At 39.8% G+C, this 24,803-nt stretch carries 21 protein-coding genes; 2 read left to right on the forward strand and 19 right to left on the reverse strand.

Annotated features, from left to right (window positions below; translation table 11 throughout):
* Positions 1-44: 44 nt before the first annotated feature.
* The 19 genes from QFZ87_RS22230 to QFZ87_RS22320 all read right to left on the reverse strand — a co-directional run bounded on the left by QFZ87_RS22230 (position 45) and on the right by QFZ87_RS22320 (position 23,034).
* A complete protein-coding gene (locus QFZ87_RS22230; RefSeq protein ID WP_309866335.1) occupies positions 45-1,256 on the reverse strand; it encodes an argininosuccinate synthase in 1,212 nt (403 codons plus the stop codon).
* Positions 1,257-1,337: 81 nt separating this feature from the next.
* Complete coding sequence (gene argF / locus QFZ87_RS22235) at positions 1,338-2,306, reverse strand: ornithine carbamoyltransferase (protein WP_309866339.1); 969 nt, start codon at positions 2,304-2,306, stop codon at positions 1,338-1,340.
* Positions 2,290-5,526: a carbamoyl-phosphate synthase (glutamine-hydrolyzing) large subunit gene (gene carB / locus QFZ87_RS22240; RefSeq protein ID WP_309866342.1), complete on the reverse strand. Its 3,237-nt coding sequence runs from the start codon at positions 5,524-5,526 to the stop codon at positions 2,290-2,292. The genes argF and carB overlap by 17 nt, the downstream gene beginning before the upstream one ends.
* On the reverse strand, positions 5,513-6,589 hold the full coding sequence (locus QFZ87_RS22245; RefSeq protein ID WP_309868044.1) for a carbamoyl phosphate synthase small subunit: 1,077 nt from the start codon (positions 6,587-6,589) through the stop codon (positions 5,513-5,515). Before QFZ87_RS22245 ends, carB begins: the two co-directional genes overlap by 14 nt.
* 6 nt (positions 6,590-6,595) lie before the next feature.
* Entirely contained in the window at positions 6,596-7,795 is a 1,200-nt protein-coding gene (locus tag QFZ87_RS22250; protein WP_309866345.1) for an acetylornithine transaminase, read from the reverse strand.
* The gene (gene argB, locus QFZ87_RS22255) at positions 7,796-8,593 is read right to left on the reverse strand and encodes an acetylglutamate kinase (protein WP_309866348.1); all 798 of its coding nucleotides are present in this window, start codon (positions 8,591-8,593) and stop codon (positions 7,796-7,798) included.
* Positions 8,594-8,605: 12 nt separating this feature from the next.
* Complete coding sequence (gene argJ, locus QFZ87_RS22260; protein ID WP_309866350.1) at positions 8,606-9,835, reverse strand: bifunctional ornithine acetyltransferase/N-acetylglutamate synthase; 1,230 nt, start codon at positions 9,833-9,835, stop codon at positions 8,606-8,608.
* Positions 9,836-9,875: 40 nt separating this feature from the next.
* The gene (argC, locus tag QFZ87_RS22265; RefSeq protein WP_309866352.1) at positions 9,876-10,913 is read right to left on the reverse strand and encodes an N-acetyl-gamma-glutamyl-phosphate reductase; all 1,038 of its coding nucleotides are present in this window, start codon (positions 10,911-10,913) and stop codon (positions 9,876-9,878) included.
* A 222-nt stretch (positions 10,914-11,135) separates the two neighbouring features.
* Positions 11,136-11,564, reverse strand: a complete 429-nt coding sequence (locus QFZ87_RS22270) for a DUF4395 domain-containing protein (RefSeq protein WP_309866355.1) — start codon at positions 11,562-11,564, stop codon at positions 11,136-11,138.
* 429 nt (positions 11,565-11,993) lie between these two features.
* Positions 11,994-13,157 carry a DUF4317 domain-containing protein gene (locus QFZ87_RS22275; RefSeq protein WP_309866359.1) on the reverse strand — a complete coding sequence of 388 codons (1,164 nt, stop codon included), beginning with the start codon at positions 13,155-13,157 and terminating at the stop codon, positions 11,994-11,996.
* Positions 13,158-13,244: 87 nt separating this feature from the next.
* Positions 13,245-14,012, reverse strand: coding sequence for a type I 3-dehydroquinate dehydratase (gene aroD / locus QFZ87_RS22280; RefSeq protein WP_309866362.1), 768 nt, complete (start codon positions 14,010-14,012; stop codon positions 13,245-13,247).
* A gap of 5 nt (positions 14,013-14,017) precedes the next feature.
* On the reverse strand, positions 14,018-14,554 hold the full coding sequence (locus QFZ87_RS22285) for a shikimate kinase (RefSeq protein WP_309866365.1): 537 nt from the start codon (positions 14,552-14,554) through the stop codon (positions 14,018-14,020).
* A 130-nt stretch (positions 14,555-14,684) separates the two neighbouring features.
* Positions 14,685-15,584: a nickel transporter permease gene (gene nikC, locus QFZ87_RS22290; RefSeq protein WP_309866368.1), complete on the reverse strand. Its 900-nt coding sequence runs from the start codon at positions 15,582-15,584 to the stop codon at positions 14,685-14,687.
* 14 nt (positions 15,585-15,598) lie between these two features.
* Positions 15,599-16,606, reverse strand: a complete 1,008-nt coding sequence (locus QFZ87_RS22295; RefSeq protein WP_309866371.1) for an ABC transporter permease — start codon at positions 16,604-16,606, stop codon at positions 15,599-15,601.
* Between the two features lie 82 nt (positions 16,607-16,688).
* Positions 16,689-18,296 carry an ABC transporter substrate-binding protein gene (locus QFZ87_RS22300; RefSeq protein WP_309866373.1) on the reverse strand — a complete coding sequence of 536 codons (1,608 nt, stop codon included), beginning with the start codon at positions 18,294-18,296 and terminating at the stop codon, positions 16,689-16,691.
* Between the two features lie 51 nt (positions 18,297-18,347).
* Positions 18,348-19,316 carry an ABC transporter ATP-binding protein gene (locus QFZ87_RS22305; RefSeq protein ID WP_309866376.1) on the reverse strand — a complete coding sequence of 323 codons (969 nt, stop codon included), beginning with the start codon at positions 19,314-19,316 and terminating at the stop codon, positions 18,348-18,350.
* A complete protein-coding gene (locus QFZ87_RS22310; RefSeq protein ID WP_309866378.1) occupies positions 19,297-20,307 on the reverse strand; it encodes an ABC transporter ATP-binding protein in 1,011 nt (336 codons plus the stop codon). Before QFZ87_RS22310 ends, QFZ87_RS22305 begins: the two co-directional genes overlap by 20 nt.
* Before the next feature lie 206 nt (positions 20,308-20,513).
* Positions 20,514-22,127, reverse strand: a complete 1,614-nt coding sequence (locus QFZ87_RS22315; protein ID WP_309866380.1) for an acyl-CoA dehydrogenase family protein — start codon at positions 22,125-22,127, stop codon at positions 20,514-20,516.
* A 127-nt stretch (positions 22,128-22,254) separates the two neighbouring features.
* A complete protein-coding gene (locus QFZ87_RS22320; protein ID WP_309866382.1) occupies positions 22,255-23,034 on the reverse strand; it encodes a MerR family transcriptional regulator in 780 nt (259 codons plus the stop codon).
* A 295-nt stretch (positions 23,035-23,329) separates the two neighbouring features.
* On the opposite strand from QFZ87_RS22320, the gene QFZ87_RS22325 reads away from it, so the two are divergent.
* Both QFZ87_RS22325 and QFZ87_RS22330 read left to right on the forward strand, forming a co-directional pair.
* The gene (locus QFZ87_RS22325) at positions 23,330-23,632 is read left to right on the forward strand and encodes an EthD family reductase (RefSeq protein ID WP_309866384.1); all 303 of its coding nucleotides are present in this window, start codon (positions 23,330-23,332) and stop codon (positions 23,630-23,632) included.
* A 785-nt stretch (positions 23,633-24,417) separates the two neighbouring features.
* Positions 24,418-24,765 carry a DoxX family protein gene (locus tag QFZ87_RS22330; protein ID WP_309866386.1) on the forward strand — a complete coding sequence of 116 codons (348 nt, stop codon included), beginning with the start codon at positions 24,418-24,420 and terminating at the stop codon, positions 24,763-24,765.
* Positions 24,766-24,803 lie beyond the last annotated feature (38 nt).

The following is a 24,803-nucleotide window of genomic DNA, read 5'->3' on the forward strand; positions in this document are numbered from 1 at the left end:
TGAAAGAAGATAGCCCCCGAAATAGGATTCGAGGGCAATCCGAATTATTTTACAATCGTTTCTTTTTTAGTAACCTCTGAATATACCTTTGTTGGTAAGCCCCAAATCTTAATAAAGCCAACAGCAGCATTGTGATCGAATGCATCACCTTTTGAATAGGTTGCTAGCTCCTCGTTGTATAAGCTAAATGGAGACTTACGGCCTACAACTGTGTGATTTCCTTTATGAAGCTTTACACGAATCGTTCCTGTAACAGTCTTTTGTGTTTCTTCAATAAACGCATCAAGTGCTGGTTTGATCGGAGAATACCAAAGACCTTCATAAATAATCTTTGCCATCTGCTGCTCCACTTGTGTCTTAAATTGAGTAACCTCACGAGTTAATGTTAAGAATTCTAATTCCTTATGCGCATTGATTAAAATGAGTGCAGCCGGATTTTCATACACTTCTCTTGATTTAATTCCTACTAATCTATTTTCAATATGGTCGATACGGCCCACACCGTGCTTACCACCCAGTGCGTTTAACGTTTCAATTAACTGAACTAGTGGAAGCTTCTCACCATTAAGGGCAACAGGAACCCCTTGTTCGAATTCAATTTCTACATATTCAGCGGCATCTGGAGTTAGTTCAATCGGATTCGTCCAATCGAATGCTGCTTCAGGCGCTTCTGCCCATGGATCTTCAAGTACTCCTGCTTCACAAGCACGTCCCCAAATGTTTGCATCAATGGAAAAAGGATTATCTAAATCTACTGGAATCGGAATACCGTTTTCCTCAGCATATTTAATTTCTTCATCCCGTGTCATTCCCCATTCACGAACAGGAGCAACCACCTTTAGGCTTGGGTTTAATGCTTGAATGGACACTTCGAAACGGACTTGGTCATTGCCTTTTCCTGTACAGCCATGAGCAACAGCTGAAGCACCTTCTTTTTCCGCCACCTCTACTAATAGTTTTGAGATAAGTGGACGGGAAAGGGCTGAAGATAATGGATATTTACCTTCATATAAACAATTAGCCTTTAAAGCTGGTAAAATATATTCCTTTGCCAATAATTCTTTTGCATCGATCATATATGCTTTAACGGCTCCAACATTTAATGCCTTATTTTTAATAGCTTCTAAGTCTTTTCCTTCACCTACATCTAGACCTAGTGCAATGACATCATAACCGTATTTTTCTTGGATCCATTTAACCGAAACGGATGTATCTAAACCACCTGAATATGCTAAAACAATTTTTTCTTTTGCCATCTGTATTCTCCTCGTGCTTTTGTGAATTTTTATTCAATCAATAGAATTATTATACAACAACTCTCACAAAAAGTGAAACTATTATGCTAATAAATGTTTTAAAATTGCTTTTTGCGCATGCAGGCGGTTCTCAGCTTCATCAAATACGACTGAATGAGTACCGTCAATAATATCTGCCGTTACTTCTTCATCGCGATGAGCAGGTAGACAGTGTAAAAAGATATAATCAGCTTTAGCCTGTTTGCATAGTTCTTCATTGACTTGAAAGCCTTCAAACGCCTTCAATCTTTTTTCCGTTTCTTCTTCCTGCCCCATGCTGGTCCAGACGTCTGTTACGACGACATCCGCGTCTTTAATCGCTTCAAGTGGATTATTTGTAATGACAACTGAACTTCCTGTTTGCATGCCCTCTTTAATAGCTGCCTCCGTAATTTTCCCATCAGGTAAATAACCCGGCGGGCTGGCGATACTAACATCCATTCCTACCTTTACTGCCCCTTCCATTAACGAATGGGCCATATTATTATTTCCATCTCCAATATAGCAAAGCTTTAACCCTTCTAATTTCCCTTTGTGCTCAAGAATGGTTAAAAGGTCAGCTAATACCTGGGTTGGATGCTGCAAATCGGTTAACCCATTCATCACTGGAACAGTAGCGTGCTCTGCTAATTCTTTTACAGAGTCATGTGAAAACGTTCGAATCATGATTCCATCCACATAGCGTGATAACACTTTAGCTGTATCGGAAATACTTTCCCCACGTCCAAGCTGAATGTCTTTTGAGCTTAGGAAAATCGCATGCCCCCCAAGCTGCAGCATTCCTACTTCAAACGAAACCCTAGTACGGGTAGATGACTTCTCGAAAATCATTCCTAACACTTTTCCACTTAAGAAAGGATGCGGTTTCCCTTGCTTTTGCATTTGCTTTAGTTCAAGCGCGTCATTTAACAGGTAAAGGATTTCATCAGAAGTGAAATCCGATAGCTGTAAAAAATCTTTCCCCTTCAGTTGCGGGTTATTTTTTTCGTTCGATTTAATTGCTTCTACCATGAACGGCACCTTCTTTTTCAATATTGTAATATTCACTAACCGTCCGCACTTGGTATTCAGAGGGAGAACCTTTCTGCAGCCCAAATGTCGCCTCAATCGTATCTAAATGGGTAAATACAGGTATTTTGTAACGAACAGCATGCTCACGAATTTGAAAACCAAATTTCATTTTATTTCGACCTTGATTCGGAATATTGATGACTGCTTTGATTAACTGCTTTCGGAAAAAGTTGCTTACATCCGTATCATCCTTGACCACTACCTCAACAGGGATTCCGTTATCCTGGAGGAAAATTGCTGTTCCTTCTGTAGCAGCAATTTTGTAATTTTTATCGATAAATTGTTTAATAATTGCAAGACTAGCAGGCTTCTCACGGTCCGAAATGGAGCAAAACAGATAATTTTTCTCTGTCTCTTCACCCAGTGAGAGAATCGACTTTTCTAAAGCCGCTTGAAACGTTACTCCCATTCCCAGGGCTTCACCCGTTGATTTCATTTCTGGCCCAAGCACATGATCAACACCTTTTAACTTACTCGATGAAAACACTGGTGTTTTTACAGAATAGTAGTTCGGTTCAGGTAGTAACCCTTCAGTTGGTGATAACTTGGTTAACGATTGACCCAATTGAACACTTGTTGCCCACTCAATCATCGGAACGCCTGTTACCTTGCTGATAATTGGCACGGTTCTTGACGAGCGCGGGTTCACTTCTAGTACATAGACTTCATCTTCATAGATGACAAATTGAATGTTCATCATCCCAATGACAGAAGCTGACTTGGCAATCTTCCCTGCATAATCAATTAATGTTTCTTTGACTTTTGCTGTTAGAGAAATCGGCGGGAATACCGTGATACTATCACCAGAGTGGACTCCAGCTTTTTCAATATGCTCAAAAATACCAGGAACCACAATCGTTCCACCGTCACAAATAACATCAATCTCACATTCTAAACCAGGTAAATATTTATCTACTAATAATGGCCACATGGATGCTTGCGAGTTCCCCTCAAGCTGCACAATATATTGGCTAAGCTCTTCTTCTGAAAAAATAGTAAACATCGATTGACCGCCAATCACATACGATGGACGAACAAGAACTGGGTAGCCTAATTTTTCTGCTGCTTCCTTCAATTCATCTTGGTGTGAGACTGTTTGACCCTCAATATGGGGAATATTTAAGTCTTCAAGCAACTGATAGAATTGCTTTCGATCTTCTAAACGATCGACATTTTTAACAGAGGTACCTAAAATGGTCACTCCTTCTTCTTCTAAAGAATGAGCCAAATTAATCGCCGTTTGTCCGCCAAATTGAATCAAGACCCCGTCAACCTTTTCCTTCTCAATTACATGCAGAACATCTTCCGCTGCAAGAGGTTCAAAATATAGACGATCCGCAATTGAGTAGTCTGTACTAACTGTTTCTGGGTTGTTATTTATGACAACGGCTTCATAGCCGTTCTTCTTAATCGCTTTTGCCGCATGGACAGAACAATAATCAAATTCGATTCCTTGACCAATTCGAATCGGACCAGAACCAATAACAAGAATCTTCTTCTTATTAGTTACTTCTACTTCGTCAAAACCATGCCACGTAGAATAGTAGTAAGGTGTGATAGCATCAAATTCTGCTGAACAGGTATCAACCATTTTATAGCCAGGTTTCAAGTTTAATTCTTTCCACTTTTTACGAATCTGTTTTTCAGGAATATCGTATATTTCCGATAAAAGTTTATCGGACACATTATTTCGTTTTGCTTGTTTAAGCAGGAGGACAGGAACTTGCTCCCATTGATAGGATGCCAATTCCTTTTCAATCGCAACGATTGAACTAATTTTGTGTAAAAACCATGGATCAATCTCGGTTAACTGCTGTATTTTTTCAAGAGTAATCCCTCTTCTAAAGCATTCGGCAATGATGAATAACCGTCTGTCATTTGCTGTTGTAAGAAGATCATAAAGGGTGGCATCTTCTGCTGTTTTATTCCCCTCAAGACAAAGACCATACACATTCATCTCCATTGACCGAATGGCTTTGTTTAAAGCCCCCTCAAATGTGCGGTCAATTGCCATTACTTCACCTGTTGCTTTCATTTGCGTTCCAAGTGTACGGTCTGCCTCTGGAAACTTATCAAATGGGAAGCGAGGTAGTTTTACCACAATATAATCAATCGCTGGCTCAAATGAAGCAAACGTGTTACCTGTTATTGGATTCACAATCTCATCCAAATGGTACCCAATCGCACACTTTGCTGCCATCCGCGCAATCGGATAACCCGTTGCTTTTGAGGCAAGTGCTGATGAACGGCTCACCCGTGGATTTACTTCGATAATATAGTACTGATTGGATTCTGGGTGAAGTGCAAACTGAATATTGCAGCCTCCGATGATTTCTAATTCTCTAATGACTTTAATGGAAACATCACGTAGCATTTGATATTGAACGTCATTCAATGTCTGTGATGGAGCAACTACAATGGAATCCCCGGTATGAACGCCGACAGGATCCATGTTTTCCATATTACACACAATGATGCACGTGTCATTTGCATCACGCATGACTTCGTACTCGATTTCTTTCCAGCCTTTAATACTTTTTTCAACCAGTACCTGACCAATTGGACTCGCAGCTAGCCCTTTTTTCAAGACGATTTCAAGTTCATCGAAGGTGTGAGCGAAGCCCCCGCCCTCTCCCCCTAATGTATAGGCTGGGCGAATGATTACTGGAAATCCGATTTCTTGAACGAACTGTACTCCTTCTTCAAAGCTGTGAATAATAGCAGATTCAGGAATAGGTTCGCCGATTGTAAGCATGAGATTACGGAATCTTTCCCGGTCTTCACCGTTTTTGATTGATTCAACCGAAGTTCCTAATAGCTCTACATCGTATTTTTCTAAAATCTTTTGTTCATATAACTGAACGGTTAAATTTAAGCCTGTTTGCCCCCCTAGGGTGCCAATGACTCCATCGGGCTTTTCTTTTTGAATGATTTTTTCGATTGTAGCCACGTTTAAAGGTTCAATATATACCTTATCGGCAATGGCCTCATCAGTCATAATGGTTGCCGGATTATTATTAATTAAAACAACTTCAATTCCTTCCTCTTTCAAGGCGATACAAGCTTGTGTTCCGGCATAATCAAATTCTGCTGCCTGACCAATGACAATTGGACCAGACCCAATGACAAGTACTTTTTTTAAGTTTTTATTTAATGGCATACACGGTCTCTCCCAATGAAGCTATCTGGCTTACGAATTCTTTAATAATGTGTGCGGTATCGCTCGGTCCGGGATGTGCTTCCGGATGAAATTGCACCGTTTGGATTGGATAGCTTTGATGTTTTAGTCCTTCAATTGATTGATCATTTACATTTCTGTAGGTAACATCAAAGACCGTTTGGTCGATGCTATCGTCAACAACGACATACCCATGATTTTGTGCCGTTATTTTCACTTTTCCAGTCATAATCTCTTTCACCGGGTGATTACCGCCCCTATGACCATAGGCAAGCTTTGCTGTTTTTGCCCCATATGCTAAAGCGATTAGCTGGTGGCCTAAACAAATTCCAAGTGTAGGATAATGCTGGCTAATTTTTTTAATTTCTGGGAACCATTTCTTTAAATCCATTGGATCTCCAGGTCCGTTGCTAAATAGAACACCATCAGGATTCAAGGATTTTACTTTTTCAAAAGGAGTATAATAAGGAACCACTGTAACTGCACAATTTTCTTCTAATAGAGCAGTAAGGATCGACTTTTTAAAGCCGTAGTCCATTAATACCACATGTGGGCCTCTATTATTAAAATATTGCATCTTCTTAGTGGATACTTTCTCCACCCATAACGTTGATCTTTCGTTTGCAGAAAAATCTCCTTGTTTTGTTTTGCTTAAATAGCCTTTGACTGTCCCGCGGCTGCGAATGGTTTTAACAAGGAGTCTTGTATCAACACCGGCGATTCCCGGGACGTCTGCTTGCTTCAGTTTTTCTGAAAATTTATGAATGGATTGATAATGACTTGGTGTTTCACATAAATCACTAATGATTACCGCTGATAAAGCGGGTGTAATGCTTTCATCGTCCATTGCATTGATTCCATAGCTTCCAATTATCGGGTAGCAGAATGTAATCATTTGCCCAGCGTAGGAGGGATCCGTGATGATTTCCTGATAGCCGGTCATACTTGTATTAAAAACTACTTCCCCGAGAGAATCCTTTTCTGCACCAATTAGTACACCTTCAAACACTTCTCCCGTTTCCAAAGTAAGGTATCCCTGTTCCAAAAACACTCACTCGCCTTTCTCTATACCTTGGAAAGTTTTTTCCAATGCTTCAATAAATTCATTTATCTCTTCTTTTGTTACCGTTAATGGTGGTAAAATGCGAACGACATTCGGTCCGGCTGTTAAAATAAGAAGGTTGTTTGCAATCGCTTTTTGTACGATATCAAGTGCGTTCGTTTCAACAAGCAGTCCCTTTAGCAGTCCTTTACCACGTATATTTTTAATAAACTCGTATTTTCCCTTCAACATTTCCAGCTGACTATCAAGGTATGTTACGACTTCGTTCACTTGTTTTAGTAAGTTGGTTTCTAGTATATGAGTAACAGTTGCCAGTCCAGCAGCCGTCGCTAGTGGATTCCCACCAAAAGTACTGCCATGGCTGCCCGGTTCAAATCCCTTGGACGCTTCTTCTTTTGCGATGATGGCTCCAATGGGGAAACCTGATCCTAGCCCCTTTGCAAGACTAATGACATCTGGTTCAATTCCGTACTGTTCATAAGCAAAGAGTGTACCCGTTCTCCCGATTCCCGTTTGGATTTCATCGACCATCAGCAGGATACCGTTATCCTTACAAATTGCTGCTAGTTTTTTTACCCATTCATGGTTTGCAGGTATGACTCCGCCCTCACCTTGGACAAGCTCTAGTAGGACAGCTGCAGGCTTTCGTGTGGTTAGCTCTTCAAGCGCTTCTTCATCATTGAATGGAAGATAACTAAAACCTGGCATAAGTGGTGAAAAACCCTGTTGGATTTTTTCTTGACCGGTTGCTGTTAAGGTTGCCAGTGTTCTACCGTGGAAAGATTGTTGAAAAGTCACCACTTCAGATGACCCGCTTCCCTTTACCTTGTTTGCATATCTTCTTGCTAGCTTAATCGCTGCTTCATTTGCTTCTGCCCCACTATTACAGAAGAAAACTTGGTCCCCACAGCTATTAGCAGTAAGCAGTGCTGCGAGCTTTTCCTGATTGGGAATATGATAGAGGTTTGTACAGTGCCATAGGTTTTGCAGTTGTTCCTCCAGTTTTTCTTTTATAGCATCTGGAACATGACCTAAATTACAGGTTGCAATCCCAGACGTGAAATCTAAATATTGCTTCCCTTGATCGTCCCACACATAACTTCCTTTTCCCTTTACTAACGTGACCGGGAAACGGCTGTATGTGGCCATTATTGGGGAGGATAGAGAAACGGAAGTATCGTTTACCATTTACGCAATCTCCTCTTCTAAGACAATTTTTGTACCAATATCTTTACCTGCTGTGTAATCTATCAGACTATTTTTATCAAAACCATTGATAATCCCCACTTCAGGTATGTTGTGAACAAGGCCGTCTATGGCAGCCTTTACCTTTGGAATCATGCCACCGTAAATGGTTTGATTGTCGATTAGTTCTTCAATGGTTGATTTGGTTGCTTTATCAAGCTTTGTTTTCACACCATTTTTTTCAATTAAAATCCCTGGAATATCACTAATAAAACAAAGATTGGCTCCCAGTGCTTTTGCAATCGCGCTAGCTGCTATGTCTCCATTGATATTGTAGCGTTGACCACTCGCATCAATGCCGATGGGAGAAATAACCGGTATATACCCTTGATTGACGATTCCTTCAATGACACTTTGATTTACACCAACTACTTCACCCACAAACCCTAACGTTTTTGCATCAGATGTCGGAACTGCTTTCAATAATCCGCCGTCTACTCCACTTATGCCAAAAGCATTTCCGCCTACCTCGACTAGGTTTCTGACAACTAGCTTATTAACCGAACCACTCAGAACCATTTCCACAATATCTAGCACGTCATGGTTGGTTACACGTAAACCATTTACAAAAGTTGTTTCCACATTTAAATTTTTTAATAAGGACGTTATGAGAGGACCTCCGCCATGAACAATGATAGGTGTCCATTCACCTGATTGATGCATCTGAACGACATCTTCATAAAAAGATCTTGGCAGATTTTCTAACACACTTCCGCCACACTTAATGACTAGGTATTTCATTTTCGTCCTCCCTTACGTGCGGTAGGATGCATTTATTTTTACGTAATCGTAGGTAAGGTCGCATCCCCAAGCAGTTGCACTAAATTCACCTTGGTTTAATTCAACATGTATTTTAATAACATCAAGTTGTAAGTATTCTTTAACCTCTTCTTCTACAAACATGTTTGGTAGCCCGTTTTCGAATACCGTATAGGGTCCGATTGCTACCTTAATGGCATTCGGTTCTACAGGAACACCACTGTAGCCAATTGCCGTCACAATTCTTCCCCAGTTTGGATCTGTTCCATAAATAGCTGTTTTTACTAGGTTAGAAGAAATAATAGCTTTACCGACAGCACTTGCTGCATTTCGGCTATAAGAGCCAGTCACTTGAACTTCTACTAGCTTGGTAGCCCCCTCGCCATCTCGTGCGATCTTTTTAGCAAGTGATTCACAAACCATTTTCAAACCCTGTTTAAACACATCCCAATCCGGATGGACCTTGGTTAGTTGACTGTTTTCTGCTAACCCATTGGCCAAGACGAGAACCATGTCATTCGTACTTGTATCGCCATCAACCGTAATCATATTGAAAGTTTGATTGGTGACGTCACGAAGGGCTGCCAACAGGTCTTCCTGCGCTATGTTTGCATCTGTAGTTACGAACCCAAGCATAGTAGCCATGTTTGGATGGATCATTCCAGAACCCTTTGAGGCGCCACCGATGCTAACTGTTTTTCCATCGATAGTCATTTGCACCGCTGTATGTTTGACACATGTATCAGTAGTTAGGATGGCTTGTTTAAACAAGCTCTCATTTTCGTATTCTTTATTAAGGATCTCTGTAATCCCTGCTTTTACTTTTTCCATCGGCATTAGTTCTCCGATGACCCCTGTGGAAGTCACTGCAACAAGATGCTCTTCAATTCCTAGTTCATTTGCAAAATCCTTTTGCATGGTATAGGCATCAAGTAATCCTTGTTCCCCTGTACAAGCATTGGCGTTACCTGAATTAACAATAATGGCTTGGAGTTTATTTTCTTTTGCTACACTTTCCTGAGTAATTAATAAAGGCGCTGCTTGAAAAATATTTGTGGTATACACGCCTGCAGCGGTTGCTGGAACTTCCGATACAATGTAGCCTAAATCGAGTCGTTTTCTTTTAATTCCACAGTGCATGCCACCTGCTTTATACCCCTTTGGCAAGGTGACACTTCCTTCTTCTAGTACCACAATTTCACTTGTTGATGTTGCTTGTGTCAATTTAATTTCCCCCTTCAAATCCCCTATGGTTCGATTTTTCCTATGGATACATTGGTATATCGGTTAACCCCGTTTGTTCATCCCAACCATTCATCAAGTTCACATTTTGGATTGCCTGCCCAGCCGCTCCTTTAACTAAATTATCGATAACAGAGATAATCGTTAAGCGGTTGGTTCGTTCATCGACATGTAGCCCAATATCACAATAGTTTGACCCGGATACTTCTTTTGTAGAAGGGATCGATCCCTCAGGCCGTACCCTTATAAAATGAGAGTCTTGATAAAATTGTTTATATAAATCGAAAACTTTTTTTGTTGAAATTTTTTCTTTTAGATTCACATACATCGTACACATGATTCCTCGTGTCATTGGGACAAGGTGGGTAGTAAAGGAAACCGTGATGGAATCTCCACTCTCATCTGTAAGGACTTGCTCAATTTCTGGAATGTGTTGATGTTTTCCTAGTTTATAAGCTTTAAAGTTTTCGTTGATTTCGGCGTAGTGTGCGATTAATGATAATCCTCTACCTGCGCCTGAGACGCCTGATTTCGCGTCAATGATGATTGAGTTTTTATCAGCTAGCTGCGATTTTAAGATTGGGAGTAGGCCCAAACTGGATGCGGTAGGATAACAGCCTGGATTGGCTATTAAATTAGCATTCTTAATTTTTTCGCTATAAATCTCACTTAAACCGTAAATTGCTTTTTCTAAATACTGCTCATCTGCAGGTGTGTGATTGTACCAGGTTTCGTATTCTGCGCCTGACCGTAATCGAAAGTCGCCTGACAGATCAATACATTTCATACCTTGCTCTAGCAGCTGCGGAACAAGCTTACTACTGACACCAGATGGAGTAGCAAGGAAAGTAATATCGTTCGTTTCAGCTAATCGTTTTGCATCAAATGTCTCTAATGGTTGATCCATTATTTCAGAAAGATGAGGATATGTTTCACTAAAGCTATAGCCCGCTTTAGAGTTGGATACTACTGAACCAACCTCCAAGTATGGATGCTTCTGAATCAAGCGAATAAGTTCTACAGACCCATACCCTGTTCCACCAATGATTGCTGCTTTCATTTCTTCAACTCCCACGTTGCTTACATAATGAATTATTATACATACACATATATAATTATTCAATATAAAAATCGCCAAATTTTCGCTTTTAACTGAAAATTATCATATTTAATTTTGAAAACGCTTACATATTTGTACGTAAGATTATACAGAATCCATGCATACTCGCTAAAAAAGCCCTTGCCTAGGAGCAAGAGCTTCGTTTATAAAAAACATAACTTTTTAGTGTTGAAGAGTTCGTCTATATTTATATTGATTCCACTGGAAGTGGATAAAACAGCCAACACAAAAACCGAGAATGGCCACGAATGCTGCTAGTGCCACCATAATGGTGAATATATATCCGATGAAATTCCACCCTAGTAAAAAGCTGATAAAACCAATACCGAGGCAAATTACAGCAATCGTTTGATTAAATTGCTGCTGCTCCCAATCTTCAGGAATATACGCCTTTGGCTCCTTCTTTAAAAATAGTTTTCCTAGCTGCATAATCGGATTAAATCCTAAAAAAAGTCCACTAAGTCCTGAGAGTAACGGGATCAATAAAAACCACTCCAAACCAGAGAACCATGCTAACAATACACTTATAACAATCACCCCTTGATTTGTCTTTACAAGAGGACGAGGAATTGAACGAATAGCTTCTGACATTTAAAAACCAACCTTTCTCATTGGAATTATATGCTTATTGTTATTTTAACTCGAATAATACTCTTTGTATAGTAAATAAATTATAAATTACCGTCCAAATAAAAAAGCGCCATGGGCACCCCTGCACTGAGAGAACTTCGTTTGAGAAAAGCGTAGTTCCGAAAAACTTGAGAGAATAAATAGTAGGTTTCATGCATTTTTTGTTTTAGAACAAGATTAAGAAGAAAATTCTATATATTGAGGAAGGAATTCTACAAAATCGAGAAGGAATTCTACAAAATTTCAATTTATTCTACAAATTAAAGGAGTAATTCTACAAAAACTGGAAACCAATTCCCAACTCGATAAGCTCACAAAAAAAAGCAGGAAACATCCTGCTTTCAAAAACCATCTGGTCCGCAGACCATTCCCTTCAAAGTCTAGAACACATTAGTATGTCTCTGATTCTTCTAGTCGGAAACCCTCCACGACCACGTCTTCATCTATTTCCAACAATAGGCACCGTTTTCCTTGGAACGTAATGTATTTTACATATTTCAGGTCTTTTGGGTTGATGGAAAGATTGGCCACCTTTGTCTCAATTTTGATGGTTTTCGGAACTAAGCTGCTGGCCTTAAATTCGTGTTTTTCATCATCAACGATTGCCTTAAGGGCATGTTCCACTTTAGCCGTCTCTACATTTTCAACGCCGCTAACCGTTAAAATACGTTCAATATCCCGAGAATCCAACGTAGGGATTTCACTTTCTTCATTCTCTTGATTCTCCTGAACCAACTTATCAATTTCCACATACACATTGGAAATCACGCGTGGATCCACTTCGTCTCCGATCACTTCTTTTAAAATGAAATCGAAACAGTCCTTGTCTTCCTGGGCAGTTATAATCTCTTCACAATTAAGCACTTCTTCCATAAATCTAAAATCCGGTTGATTTGCTTTCCCTGCACAGTAGAGAATACGGTTTACATCCGCTGCATTATCATTTAAAGCAGGGAAAAGGAAGCCAGATAAGGGAGAATCTAAATTAATAATGGGATCAAAGACATTGTAGGATTTGTATTCCTTCTCAATATAATCAAACATCAGGGCTTTTTTCGGCACATCCGTTTTATTGAGGCTGCATAGAATAAACCCGTTGGAATAGACCTGGTCATCCCCGCCTTCTTCAGATTCCGCGTTACGTTTTCGGGTCGGTTTTCGATATTCTCCGCGGATAAACGTCACTACGGTATCAAATTCATAAACCGTGTTAGCAAACATTTTCACGACGATTTCCAACATGTATTCTTTCCAGTCTTCCGTTGTTTCTTGTTGTAATCCTTCGTAAAGGAACATTTGGGTGCTGTCTTCCACATCCCGCATGAATTTCAGCTCAAACAGTTTAGCATCAAGTTGACCTGTTAACACTTTTTTAAAGTTAGCTAAAAACAATTCCTGTGTTTCCTGTTCTAACATTGGAAACGGCTGACTGACTTGATGATAAATCTCACCCGATTCCTTTTGGACATACACATTAAAGATTTCTCGAATTTGCAGATTGTAATTGTCTAGTTTAAATTGCTTTCGGATATTAGCGATATCTTTTTTATTCATTTGGTCTCAACTCCTATTCTTGATTATACTGGCTTTTTCAAGAATAAAGAAAGGACAACATTCTTCATCGCTAATTTTGTTCCATTTTTATAAGTTAGCATGTAACAAGTTTAAAACGCCGCGTAATTCCTTGACGGGCACCTGTCCTGGAGCAGAAGCCTTTTTCGCCGCACCAAACGTTAGGGCTGAACCAAATACCTCTCCTGCCAATCGACTAATGACCCCCTTGCCTGCCATCGACATTGTAATAAATGGTCGATCAGCGAATTGTTCATTCATTGTATTAGTGGCCTCTAAGAGTGTTAGCACATCGGTTGAACTAGTTGGCATCACTGCAATTTTAGGGATATCTCCGCCCAATTCCTGCGCTTTACACAACCGAGAAATAATTTCTTCCTTTGGAGGGGTTTGATGAAAGTCATGATTCGAGATGATTACATAGACTCCTTGCCTATGTGCTGCTTCAATGAAGGCTTTGACAGCTTCCTCATCATTAAACAATTCCATATCAATCAGGTCTACTAATCCTGTTTCTACCATGGACTGGTTTAACTCAAAGTAATAATCCGTGCTGATTTCCTTTTCGCCACCCTCTTTTGCACTTCTAAAAGTGAATATCAGGGGGATCTCTGATAAAACCGCACGAATTTCCCTTAATGCTTCTTTCACTGCATCAATTTGTTCAACCTGGTCAAAAAAATCAACACGCCATTCCACCACGTCCGCTTCGAGAGTTTTGAAATGCTCGGCTTCCTCAAGTAGCTGTGCCAATGAACTTCCCATCATTGAAACACATATTTTGGGCTGGCCTTTTCCAATCGTAATCCCTTTAACGGTAATTGCTTTTCGTGTCATCTTCTTCACCTTTTCTTTACGCCGAAGTTCGTTACTAGTGTATCGACTATTTCGTCTGCAATTTCATTTGGAGCTTTGTTATCTGTTTCTATTTTTAAATGATGCTGTGAATAGATTGCTTGTCTTGTATAAAATAAATCTTCCATTTCCTCTTTTGATTTACCTTGTAACACAGGCCGGCTCTCAATAATCAAATCCAATCTATTTTTCCAGTTTTCCAATGATAAATTGAGGTAAATGACAATGCATGAAGTTAAGCATACTTGTCTGATTTCTTCCTGTAAAAAAGCACCCCCGCCAACAGAAATAATCTTCTGCTCTTGTTCAGCTAGATTGGAAATCAAACCTTTCTCTCTCTGTCTAAAATCCTTCTCACCAATTTGATTAAAAATTTGTGAGACTGGCATTTGATATTCCTTTTCAATTTCTTCATCTATATCGATAAATGGACGATTAAGTTTTTTGGCCACAAGTTTACCAACTGTTGTCTTTCCAACCCCCATAAACCCAATAAATACAATACTTCTGTCACCGTTTTTCACCCTTCACTCCCCCTATGGACATCCCGCATGTTTTACATCATTATAATGCTTAATTGAAAATTTAGAAACTAACATTGGTGCCTGACACCAAAAGAAAAAGACCCCAATGGAGTCTTGTAAATAAGCTGTATTAATTCTTCATTTTCGGATCAAGGATATCCCTTAAGCCATCACCCATAAGGTTAAAGCCAAGAACCGTTAGCATAATGGCGATACCCGGAAAGAATAAGGTCCATGGTGCCTGCGTGATATAATTTTTCGAATCCGCTAGCATTTTACCCCACTCAGGTGTTGGAGCCTGTGCCCCCATTCCAAGGAAGCCAAGAGCTGCAGCCTCAATAATGGCAGTAGCGATGGCAAGTGTCGCCTGGACAATAACAGGAGAAATACTATTTGGCAAAATATGACTTATGAGAATCCGTGTATCTCTCATTCCAACTGCTCTAGCAGCCATAATATACTCTTCTTGCTTCACACTTAGTACTTTTGAGCGAACTAGCCGTCCAAAGTTTGGAATATTAATAACAGCAATGGCAATCAAGGCATTTTTCAACGATGGCCCAAGGATAGCAACAACCGCAATGGCTAGTAAAATACTAGGAAACGCGAGCATGATATCAAAAATTCGAGAGATAATTGCATCAACCCAGCGGCCATAATAGCCTGCTACAATTCCCAACATTGTTCCAAATACAACTGAACCTAATACAGAGAAAAAACCTACCCATAACGATATTCTTGCACCATACAGTATTCGCGAAAAGATATCTCGTCCAAAATCATCTGTTCCAAACCAATGTTCACTGGAAGGTGCCAACATTCGGTCGGACAACACCTGTTCCTTATAACTATATGGTGCAATGACAGGAGCCAAGATAGCAATAATAATAAAGAAGACAACAATTCCTAAACCAGCAACCGCTAATTTATTTTTTCCAAAAGACTGCAAGGCTTCCTTCCAGGGAGGTGTCAGCTTTTCTTCAACAGCTTTCACAGATAGATCTGATGCGCTTTTTGCAAGTTCTGCCACTACTCATCCCTCCTCTATTTTGTATATTTAATTCTTGGATCCACAAATACATACAAAAGATCCACGATTAAATTAATGAGTACAAAGATCGCTGCAATAATTAAAATCCCTGACTGAATAACAGGATAATCACGATAGGCAATCGCGTCATATAAATATCTGCCTATTCCCGGCCAGCCAAAGATCGTTTCTGTCAAAATCGCTCCTCCCAATAGAAGCCCCGTTTGTAAACCGATAATGGTAAGCACAGGAATAACCGCATTCTTTAAAGAGTGCTTATAAACCACCCAAAACATGCTTACTCCCTTTGCTCTTGCTGTACGGATGTAATCTGATTTCATTACCTCAAGCATCGTTGCACGGGTCATCCTCGCAATAATTGCCATCGGAATTGTTGCAAGGGCTGAAGCTGGCAAAATGATGTGCTTGAGAACAACAACTAATTGATCAAATCTTCCTTGCATAATTGTATCAAGCAAATAAATATTCGTTATCGCTGAAACAGGGTCCCTAGCATCCTCCCTACCTGTCGTTGGAAGCCATCCTAAATCAATAGCAAATGCCCATTGAAGCATTAACCCTAGCCAAAATATTGGCATCGAAACGCCGACTAGAGCAAATACCATCGCACCATAATCGAACCAAGATCTTGAAAACCAAGCACTGATAATTCCGGCATTTACACCTATGATAATGGCTATAAGCATAGCGACAATTGATAATTCAAGTGTTGCTGCTAAATATGGCCAAACCTCTGCATTAATAGGCCCCCTTGTCCTAAGGGAAATTCCTAAATCCCCATGAAGGAGGGCATTAATATAATCTCCATATTGTATGTACCAAGGTCTATTCAATCCTAATTGTTCTGTTAGCGTGGCAATCGCTTCTTTCGTTGCCCTTTGTCCAAGAATTACCTGTGCAGGATTACCAGGAATCGCATGGATAATCGCAAAAACAATGAGAGTCATTCCAAATAATACGGGAACTAATGAAAAAACACGACGGACCGTATAAGTAAACAACCTTCTCACCCCTTTTAAAAAGATACTGGATCTAACTTTTGGGTAATAAAAGGGGAGGTAAAGCCCCTCCCCTTTTTACCGCTTATTTTTTAAATTCGACTTTGTCGAGAGCTTCAGAACCTGTTGGGTGCGGTAAATAATTGATAACATCTTTACTTGCTGCAGACAGTGGTCTAGAGTGTACAAGCGGTATCCACGGAGCATCTTCATGGATGATTTCTTGAGCTTGTTTGTAAAGATCGTTACGCTTCGCCTGATCAGTTTCTTGTTGAGCTTTTATTAAAATGTCATGTAATTGGTCGTTACTATAGAATGAATAGTTATTTGCTCCAATGCTGTCCTTATCTAACAACGTGTATAAGAAGTTATCAGGGTCACCATTGTCACCTGTCCAACCAAGCATATAAGAGTCAAATTCACCTTTTGCTGCTTTGTCTAAATAAGTAGCCCAGTCAACAGATTGGATTTTGGCTTTTACGCCAATTTTGCTAAAGCTTTCCTGAATGACCTCAGCAACCTTTTGTGCTTCAGGCATGTACAGACGTGCAACCGGCATTGCCCATAGATCCATTTCAAATCCATCTGGGTATCCAGCTTCTTTTAATAATGCTTTTGCCTTTTCTAAGTCATAAGGATATTCTTCTATAGCATCATTATAGCCTTCAACTGAAGGTGGCATTGGATTTTTAGCAGGCTCTGCTTGGCCGCCGTAGAATGCATCAATAATTGCCTTCTTATCAATTGCATGGTTTAAAGCTTGACGAACTAGTTTGTTGTCGAACGGTTTACGAGTTAATGTAAAACCTAAGTATCCTACGTTCATTGAAGGACGCTCGATTAATTGAAGATTCGGGTTATCTGTAACCGTCTTAGAATCAGAATTATTTAAACCGTCCATCATGTCGACTTCGCCGTTAACTAAGGCATTAAGTCTTGCTGTGTTTTCTGGAATGACACGGAAAATAACTTTGTTTAACTTAGGTAATCCCTTTTGCCAGTAATCTGCATTCTTTTCAAGGGTAATTCGGTCATTTTGTTTCCACTCGACAAATTTGAATGGACCTGTTCCAACTGGATGGTTTCTGAAATCGTCGCCGTATTTCTTAAGAGCTGCTGGGCTGGCAATTCCGAATGGTGACATTGCCAAGTTCTTTAAGAATGGGGCTTGAGGTCTTTTCAACACAAATTGAACCGTATTGGCATCAACCGCTTTAACCTCTTTGATAACGTGACCATCGTCGGCTTTGTATCCTCCAAACATGGTGTAGTAAGGGAATTTATCAGCGTCGCCATTCATCCAGCGATCAAAGTTATACACAACTGCATCGGCATTAAAATCAGTGCCGTCATGGAACTTTACTCCTTCTTGCAGCTTGAAAGTATAAGTTAATGAGTCAGCACTTACCTCCCAGCTTTTTGCAAGCTTCGGGTGTACTGTTGTATCTTGCTCACCGTAATCTAACAACGTATCAAAAATATTTTCTGTTACTTTGAAGGTATCCCCTTCAGTGGTTGTGATTGGATCAAGTGACGTAGAATCTACACCACGGGCATAGATTAACGTATCTTTTCCTTTACTCGTTTCTTTGCCATCTTTTTCATTACTATTGCTTTTGCTGTTACAGCCAACCAGGAACATGCTGATGGCTAATAAAGATACTAACAGCAGCTTAAACGTCTTTTTCTTCATACGTGTTTTTACCCCCTATAAGCTTTGTTTTTATATCATCAATGCAGCCAATCACTGGTTATATAAGTGACAGGCTACAATATGACCATTGAGATTGCTTTCCTGCGGTCTAGTAGTTTTGCAAATGTCCATACATTCCTTGCATCTTGTATGGAAGGCACAGCCTGAAGGAGGATTAGCTGGACTAGGAAGCTCCCCTTCAATTAAAATCGTTTTCTTCTTAACATCAGGATCTGGTATCGGTACTGCAGAAAGAAGTGCTTTTGTGTAAGGATGCTTGGGATTCTCGTAAAGCTCCTCACTCTCAGCTAACTCTATTAATCTTCCTAAATACATGACACCCACACGATCACTAATATGGCGAACCACCCCAAGATCATGTGCGATAAATATGTAGGTAAGTTGAAATTCCTTTTGGATTTCCTTCATCAGGTTGAGAACTTGAGCCTGAATCGATACATCAAGTGCAGATACAGGTTCATCCGCAATAATTAACTTTGGTTTTGTCATTAATGCCTTGGCAATTCCAATACGCTGACGCTGCCCGCCGCTAAATTGATGAGGATATCGTTTCGCATGGTAGCTGCTTAAACCTACCACCTCGAGCATCTCTCTTACTTGCTTCTTCCGTTCCGCTTTTGTCCCTATTCCATGAACAATCAAAGGCTCCTCAAGAATCTGCTCGATAGAATGCCTCGGGTTTAATGATGCATAGGGATCCTGGAACACCATTTGGATATCTCTTCGTGTTTTTCTTAACTCAGACTTTGACAAGCTGGTAATCTCTTTATCTTCAAAAACGATCTTCCCGTCACTTGCTTCGATTAAGCGCATGAGTAGTCGGCCAGTCGTTGATTTTCCGCAACCACTTTCCCCTACGATTCCTAAGGTCTCTCCTTTTTTCACATAAAAAGAAACATCATCAACCGCTTTGACTTCTCCTTGCTTCCTTCCCAAAATGCCGCCTGTAATTGGAAAGTATTTTTTCAGTCCGTTTACCTCAAGAAGTAACTCCGACATGTTTGTCACTCCCCTTCAATGTATGTAGGAAACAGCGTACTTCATGTCCGTCTTTTTCCGTTTTATATAATTGTGGCGTTTCTTCATAGCATTGTGATAATACCTCAGAACATCTTGCGGCAAATCGGCATCCCTTGTGAATAGACCCTGGTGTAGGAACTGTTCCAGGAATACTGTAAAGCCGCTCCTTTTTCCCTCTTAAATCGGGAACTGATTTTAGCAATCCAATAGTGTAAGGATGCTGAGGATTTTTGAGAATTGTCCGTACATCACCTTGTTCGACGATTTGGCCTGAGTACATAACAATGACTCGTTCACAGATTTCCGCTACCACACCTAAATCATGCGTAATTAAAATGATGGAAGTATTCGTCTTTTGGTTTAAATCCTTCATTAGTGCGAGAATCTGGGCTTGAATAGTTACATCAAGAGCCGTTGTGGGCTCGTCCGCAATGAGCACCTTTGGATTACAGGCCATAGCCATGGCAATCATAACCCTTTGTCTCATTCCTCCTGATAACTGGTGTGGATATTCTTTAAGAATTCCTTCTGCCCGTGGAATTCCGACTAATTTTAGTAGTTCAATACAACGCTGCTTAATTTGGACCTTTGTTAGGTTAGTATGTAATTTGATGGCTTCCATTAGTTGATTCCCTATCGTAAATAAGGGATTTAATGACGTCATGGGTTCTTGGAAAATCATTGATATTTGATTTCCGCGGATCTTCCGCCACTCTTTTTCCGAAATGTTTTTCAGGTCTCTTCCTTCAAAAATAATTTCTCCATTCTCGATTTTTCCTGGAGGAGAAGGAATTAGGCCCATCGTAGCTAAGGACGTAACACTTTTCCCACTTCCTGATTCCCCTACGATTCCAAGGATTTCTCCGTCCCTTAAATCAAAACTAATACCATCCACAGCTGGGACAAGCTTCTTCCCTGATTGAAAAGATACCTTTAAATCCTTTATGCGAAGAATAGGATCTTTGTCCACATTTACACCTACTTTGACTATTTATTTCGTAAACCTAAAAATTCTTCTGAAATATTAAAATTAATAAAATTTTAAAACTATTATGACATATATTACTTTAGAGTTACCATCGAAATTTGTCAATAAAGTAAAAAAATTTAAAAAAAGCGCCTGACACCGCGGTACGCTAACGTATTAACGCACCGGGGGTCAGGCACCAAAAACTATTATTTCATTTCTGTTAATGCTATTCTTTGATAGGTTTTGAAGAATGAATCACAAAATGAATCCCATTCTTCAGCTGCTTCGATTGCGGCTTCGCTTACCTCTCCTAACACAGGTCTTTGCAGTAGATCTTCTAATTGTTCGGTGAACTGCTTAATCGTTCCTCCAGATGCCCCTTCCAATACACTTTCCACAAAATCAGCGGGAGCATACCAATCTGATACTCTTTGGAGATCACGGTATATTTGTGTTAACAATAAATTACGCGGCCCTTCCCATTGCTCATTGACCACTACATCTCGGAAAATACGTGGCAGCGAGGAGAACTCCTCCATTACTCCATGTCCAGCGAAAACGGACATGGCCTCGCGTAATACTTCGGCTCCTTCATTAGTCACACATATTTTTTGCAATAAAATCAGTTCCCGTAGATTGAAGAGCTGTTTTTGAACTTCCAGCGGATGATTCGATTTTAATCCTGGGTTTAGTGGCTTCTCTAGCTTCAAGAACAAATCATATATTTTAAATGCACCCGCTGTGGTACGCTCGGCCGCATTTTCAATCCGTTTTAATTTGCTAGCCGCAAGCGGATAATCCTTTACTTTTTTTCCAAAAACCGTCCGGAAATCACTATATAACTTCGCTTCTCTTGATGCCCGAAGCATAAACCCAGCACAGGCAATCCCAATTTCCAAACGGGACAGGGTAAGGACGATCCCTACAGCCACTGCAACGCCTTTATCTAATGGACCGATTGGATAGGCAAGTGAACCATTGTACTGAATTTCACCTGTTGGTACTTCAGCCGTGCCCATTTTCCATTTTATTCGATTAATTTGATAGCCATTTCTTTTTTCCTTCTCTTTGTCCCCCGGTAGCCAGGACGGGACAATAAAGGTTGAAACTTTGTTCGTGCCCGTCACTTTTGCTGTCACAACAGAATAATCAGCATGGGCTACCGAACAGAAGAATTTATTTCCATATAAGCGGAAATTTTTTCCCTCAGGAACTGCCTCAAGAAGATTAGCCGGCAAGTCAGAACCACCTTGAATTTCTGACATAAACTGTGCCCCTATGGCAAACTCTCCATTAATTCCTTCTTTTGAATGCTGTAAAATAGTTTGAAGTTCTGGATACTCTTCATTTGGAAATTGATCAAGGAGGGCAATGAGTCCATGTGTACATGTCATAGGACAAGTTACCCCAGCCTCTCCTAATTGGTGAATTAACATTCTCTTCACAAAGCTCTCCCACGGCTCTATTTGACTAGAAAATAACCCTTCACCGAAAACGCCTTGTTCAAGCTTGTGGACTTCCATCGGACGGACAACCCGGTCAATTCGATGGTTAAACGCATCATAGTGGAGCATATACGGACGTACCTCTGGTCTGGCCGTTCGTTCAGCTAGACGATTCCATTCATTAGAGACTGTAGGTGAAAATTCCATAATCTTTTTATGGATTTGTTCATACCGACTCGCAGTAAAATGTTTCACTGTTTTTTGTAAAAATGGCTCATCTTGATACCAATCCAGGTTGTCGCGCTTTTCAACAAATGCATCAAATGTATAGGTATTTTCTCCTCTTTTTTCAGTGCCTTGAGAAGCGATGTTCATAGTTAATTCACTCCCTTTTGTTAAATTATTCTAAAAATTCAATTTAATTATAAACGTTCCCTCTCGCTAAGGACAATGACATTTTTACGAAATAACATTTTGCAAAAGAAAAGCGCAAGCGCCTTGGTCAGCCCCGACAGGCAAATTTTTTCAAACCTGTGTAAATGTGAATGGCATCTCTTAAAAATTCTGCCGTACCAGGCTGTTCTTTATCATAATAGGCGGTAAATCGTTCATCATCTACATACATTTGGGCAAGGCCGGCATGTGCCTCCTTGCTATATTCATTCCAATAAAAACATAACCACTGCTTGTGAAGGTCAGCCGCTTTTTGAGCAAGTTCACCTGCGGGATCTCCCGTCTTGAACGCCTCTGCTAGGGTTTTAGTCACTTCTTCTGCTAACTTTGTAGCATGGTCATATTGTTCTTCCGTCATGTTCTGCAGTTTCGCATTGGATTGGTCAACCGTGTCTTTTCCGTACTTTGTACGAATTTCCTTTCCGTACTTTTTCTCGTTGTCTTCAATCACTTTTTTCTTAAAGCCTTCGAATTTTTCTTTATTAGACATCTCTATTCTCCCTTCTGTTAAGGCAATTGTTTTATCTACATTGGCAATTAAGCGATCTAATTGTTCTTTTCTCTCAAGGAGTTTTTTACGATGTTCTCTAAGTGCAGCGGCACCATCAAAATCATGGGCAGTTATGATTTCCTTTATGCTTTCTAAGCTGATGTCTAGTTCTCGATAAAACATGATTTGCTGCAGGCGGTCCACTTCTGCTTGCCCGTAAATTCGATAGCCTGATGAATTTATTCTTGCCGGCTTAAGAATTCCAATTTCATCATAGTACCGAAGGGTTCTGGTACTTACTCCCGCCAATTGTGCCAGCTTTTGCACTGTATACTCCATTCGTTCACCTCCTATAAATAAACGATACACCTTTACGCTGCGTTAATGTCAATCACTAGTTTGCCTATTTTTTAAAACTTTTTTATGATTTTTGTTTTCATTGGTTCTGCTCTAATCGTGTTCCCTCTACGTTACCCTTTATCCTTTTCACAATCCACTTCGGGCACGTAGACTAACTAGGGAATGTTTCACCCAAAAAATTGTCGACTAGTTTTGATAATAATAGTTCTTTTCTCCTTTTATAATAGATTTAGGTGAAAATTCCCACAAACAAAAAACTGAAAGGAGCAGGTTTATGGCAAAACTTTACGTTATTTATAATCAACCTAAGGATCAGGAGGGATTTGAACAATATTATTACAATGTACATATACCCTTAGTACAAAAACTTCCTCATCTTAAAGGTGCTGAAGTTCATCGTGTCTTACAAGCTCAAAACACTGCTGAACCGTTATACCTCTTTGCCGAGCTTCATTTTGATAATCCCGCTGAATTAAGCCAAGCATTATCATCCCCCGAGGGACAGGAAGTTCAAGGCGACGTTTTAAATCTGATGAGATTTTTGGATAAACCACCGGTAATTTCAATAGTAGATTAATTCCCCACAAAAAAAGGTCCCTCAAAGTAACGGGTTCCGTTACCTGTCACAAAAAGCCAAAATGTATATTAAAATGACCATCAATTTGTATGTGAATTTGATGGTCATTTTTTATTGATATAACGCGAAAAATTATAAAAATAGGCGTGAAACTGTAGTCCAATTTGTATATCAAAATGTAAGGTTACAGAGATTTCTGTAACCTTGCAAATTGGACTGCAAAATGCGGTGTTTTTTATTTACAAATTCACGTTTTACATGGCCTTGGCTCTGTTGTTATTTATTGTTCATTATAGCGTAGGTATGAGAATTCATAGGCGGAGAATTTCCGGCTAATGACTAAAGAGAAAGCTTAAGGAGCAGAAATAAGCGGAAATATTCCGGTTAAATGCTCAAAATAAGACAAAATCATGAGATCTGGATCATATAAGCGGAAAATCTCCCCTTATTTTCAAGGAAATATGTGTATTTCCCAATTTAAGCGGAATTTATCCGTTTATTTTTCAAACACAGTGAAATCAACATTCAGTTATAACTGATCCTTGGCCTAAATGTCACTTTGTAATGTTCTTACATAACAAAAAGCCCTGCATTTTGCAGGACAAAATGTATAACAAATATAAGGACATTTTTAAATGCATTTTTATAAAATGTGACAGGTATCTGAACCTGTTACCCTCAAAGGGACTTTTTTTCGCGTCTTATCTGATTCTTTTTGTGATGTTTGTCCTCCTTTAGTCATACTGTTTTAGAAAAGGAGGATGGACATGTACACTTCTTTATCAATGATGAAGCTAATCCGCTATTCTGTCGCATATGTATTTATAATCTCAGGAGTTATGAAATTAGTTAACACTGAACTTGCCAATGGGTTTCTTAGCTTAGGTTTACCCTATTCCCACATCCTGTTAAAAGTCGTCATCCTACTTGAGATTGGGTGCGGGGTATTACTATTGTTAGATAAGGCGGTTAACCATGCTGTAATCCCCTTAATAACAATCATGATAGTTGCACTACTATTAACTAAATTTCCACTCTTGCATACTGGCTTTTTAACATTTGCCTTTCATGCACGGTTAGATATTGTGATGCTTGCCCTGCTGATAATTCTCTATAAACGCTCTCCAAATTAACTTTGACGGCCATTTACATTCCTTCACGGGGACTAATC

It is taken from the genome of Bacillus sp. SLBN-46 (assembly GCF_031453555.1).
GTDB lineage: Bacteria > Bacillota > Bacilli > Bacillales > Cytobacillaceae > Neobacillus.

What these genes read in the sequence shown, in the direction of transcription:
- QFZ87_RS22330 (WP_309866386.1), top strand. Translation starts at nt 24,418, where the DNA reads ATGATGAAGCTAATCCGCTATTCTGTCGCATATGTATTTATAATCTCA.
- argB (WP_309866348.1), bottom strand. Translation starts at nt 8,593, where the DNA reads ATGAAATACCTAGTCATTAAGTGTGGCGGAAGTGTGTTAGAAAATCTG.
- carB (WP_309866342.1), bottom strand. Translation starts at nt 5,526, where the DNA reads ATGCCATTAAATAAAAACTTAAAAAAAGTACTTGTCATTGGGTCTGGT.
- QFZ87_RS22305 (WP_309866376.1), bottom strand. Translation starts at nt 19,316, where the DNA reads ATGTCGGAGTTACTTCTTGAGGTAAACGGACTGAAAAAATACTTTCCA.
- QFZ87_RS22275 (WP_309866359.1), bottom strand. Translation starts at nt 13,157, where the DNA reads ATGAATAAAAAAGATATCGCTAATATCCGAAAGCAATTTAAACTAGAC.
- QFZ87_RS22230 (WP_309866335.1), bottom strand. Translation starts at nt 1,256, where the DNA reads ATGGCAAAAGAAAAAATTGTTTTAGCATATTCAGGTGGTTTAGATACA.
- QFZ87_RS22315 (WP_309866380.1), bottom strand. Translation starts at nt 22,127, where the DNA reads ATGAACATCGCTTCTCAAGGCACTGAAAAAAGAGGAGAAAATACCTAT.
- QFZ87_RS22300 (WP_309866373.1), bottom strand. Translation starts at nt 18,296, where the DNA reads ATGAAGAAAAAGACGTTTAAGCTGCTGTTAGTATCTTTATTAGCCATC.
- QFZ87_RS22270 (WP_309866355.1), bottom strand. Translation starts at nt 11,564, where the DNA reads ATGTCAGAAGCTATTCGTTCAATTCCTCGTCCTCTTGTAAAGACAAAT.
- aroD (WP_309866362.1), bottom strand. Translation starts at nt 14,012, where the DNA reads ATGACACGAAAAGCAATTACCGTTAAAGGGATTACGATTGGAAAAGGC.
- QFZ87_RS22325 (WP_309866384.1), top strand. Translation starts at nt 23,330, where the DNA reads ATGGCAAAACTTTACGTTATTTATAATCAACCTAAGGATCAGGAGGGA.
- argF (WP_309866339.1), bottom strand. Translation starts at nt 2,306, where the DNA reads ATGGTAGAAGCAATTAAATCGAACGAAAAAAATAACCCGCAACTGAAG.
- QFZ87_RS22320 (WP_309866382.1), bottom strand. Translation starts at nt 23,034, where the DNA reads ATGGAGTATACAGTGCAAAAGCTGGCACAATTGGCGGGAGTAAGTACC.
- argC (WP_309866352.1), bottom strand. Translation starts at nt 10,913, where the DNA reads ATGAAAGCAGCAATCATTGGTGGAACAGGGTATGGGTCTGTAGAACTT.
- QFZ87_RS22250 (WP_309866345.1), bottom strand. Translation starts at nt 7,795, where the DNA reads ATGGTAAACGATACTTCCGTTTCTCTATCCTCCCCAATAATGGCCACA.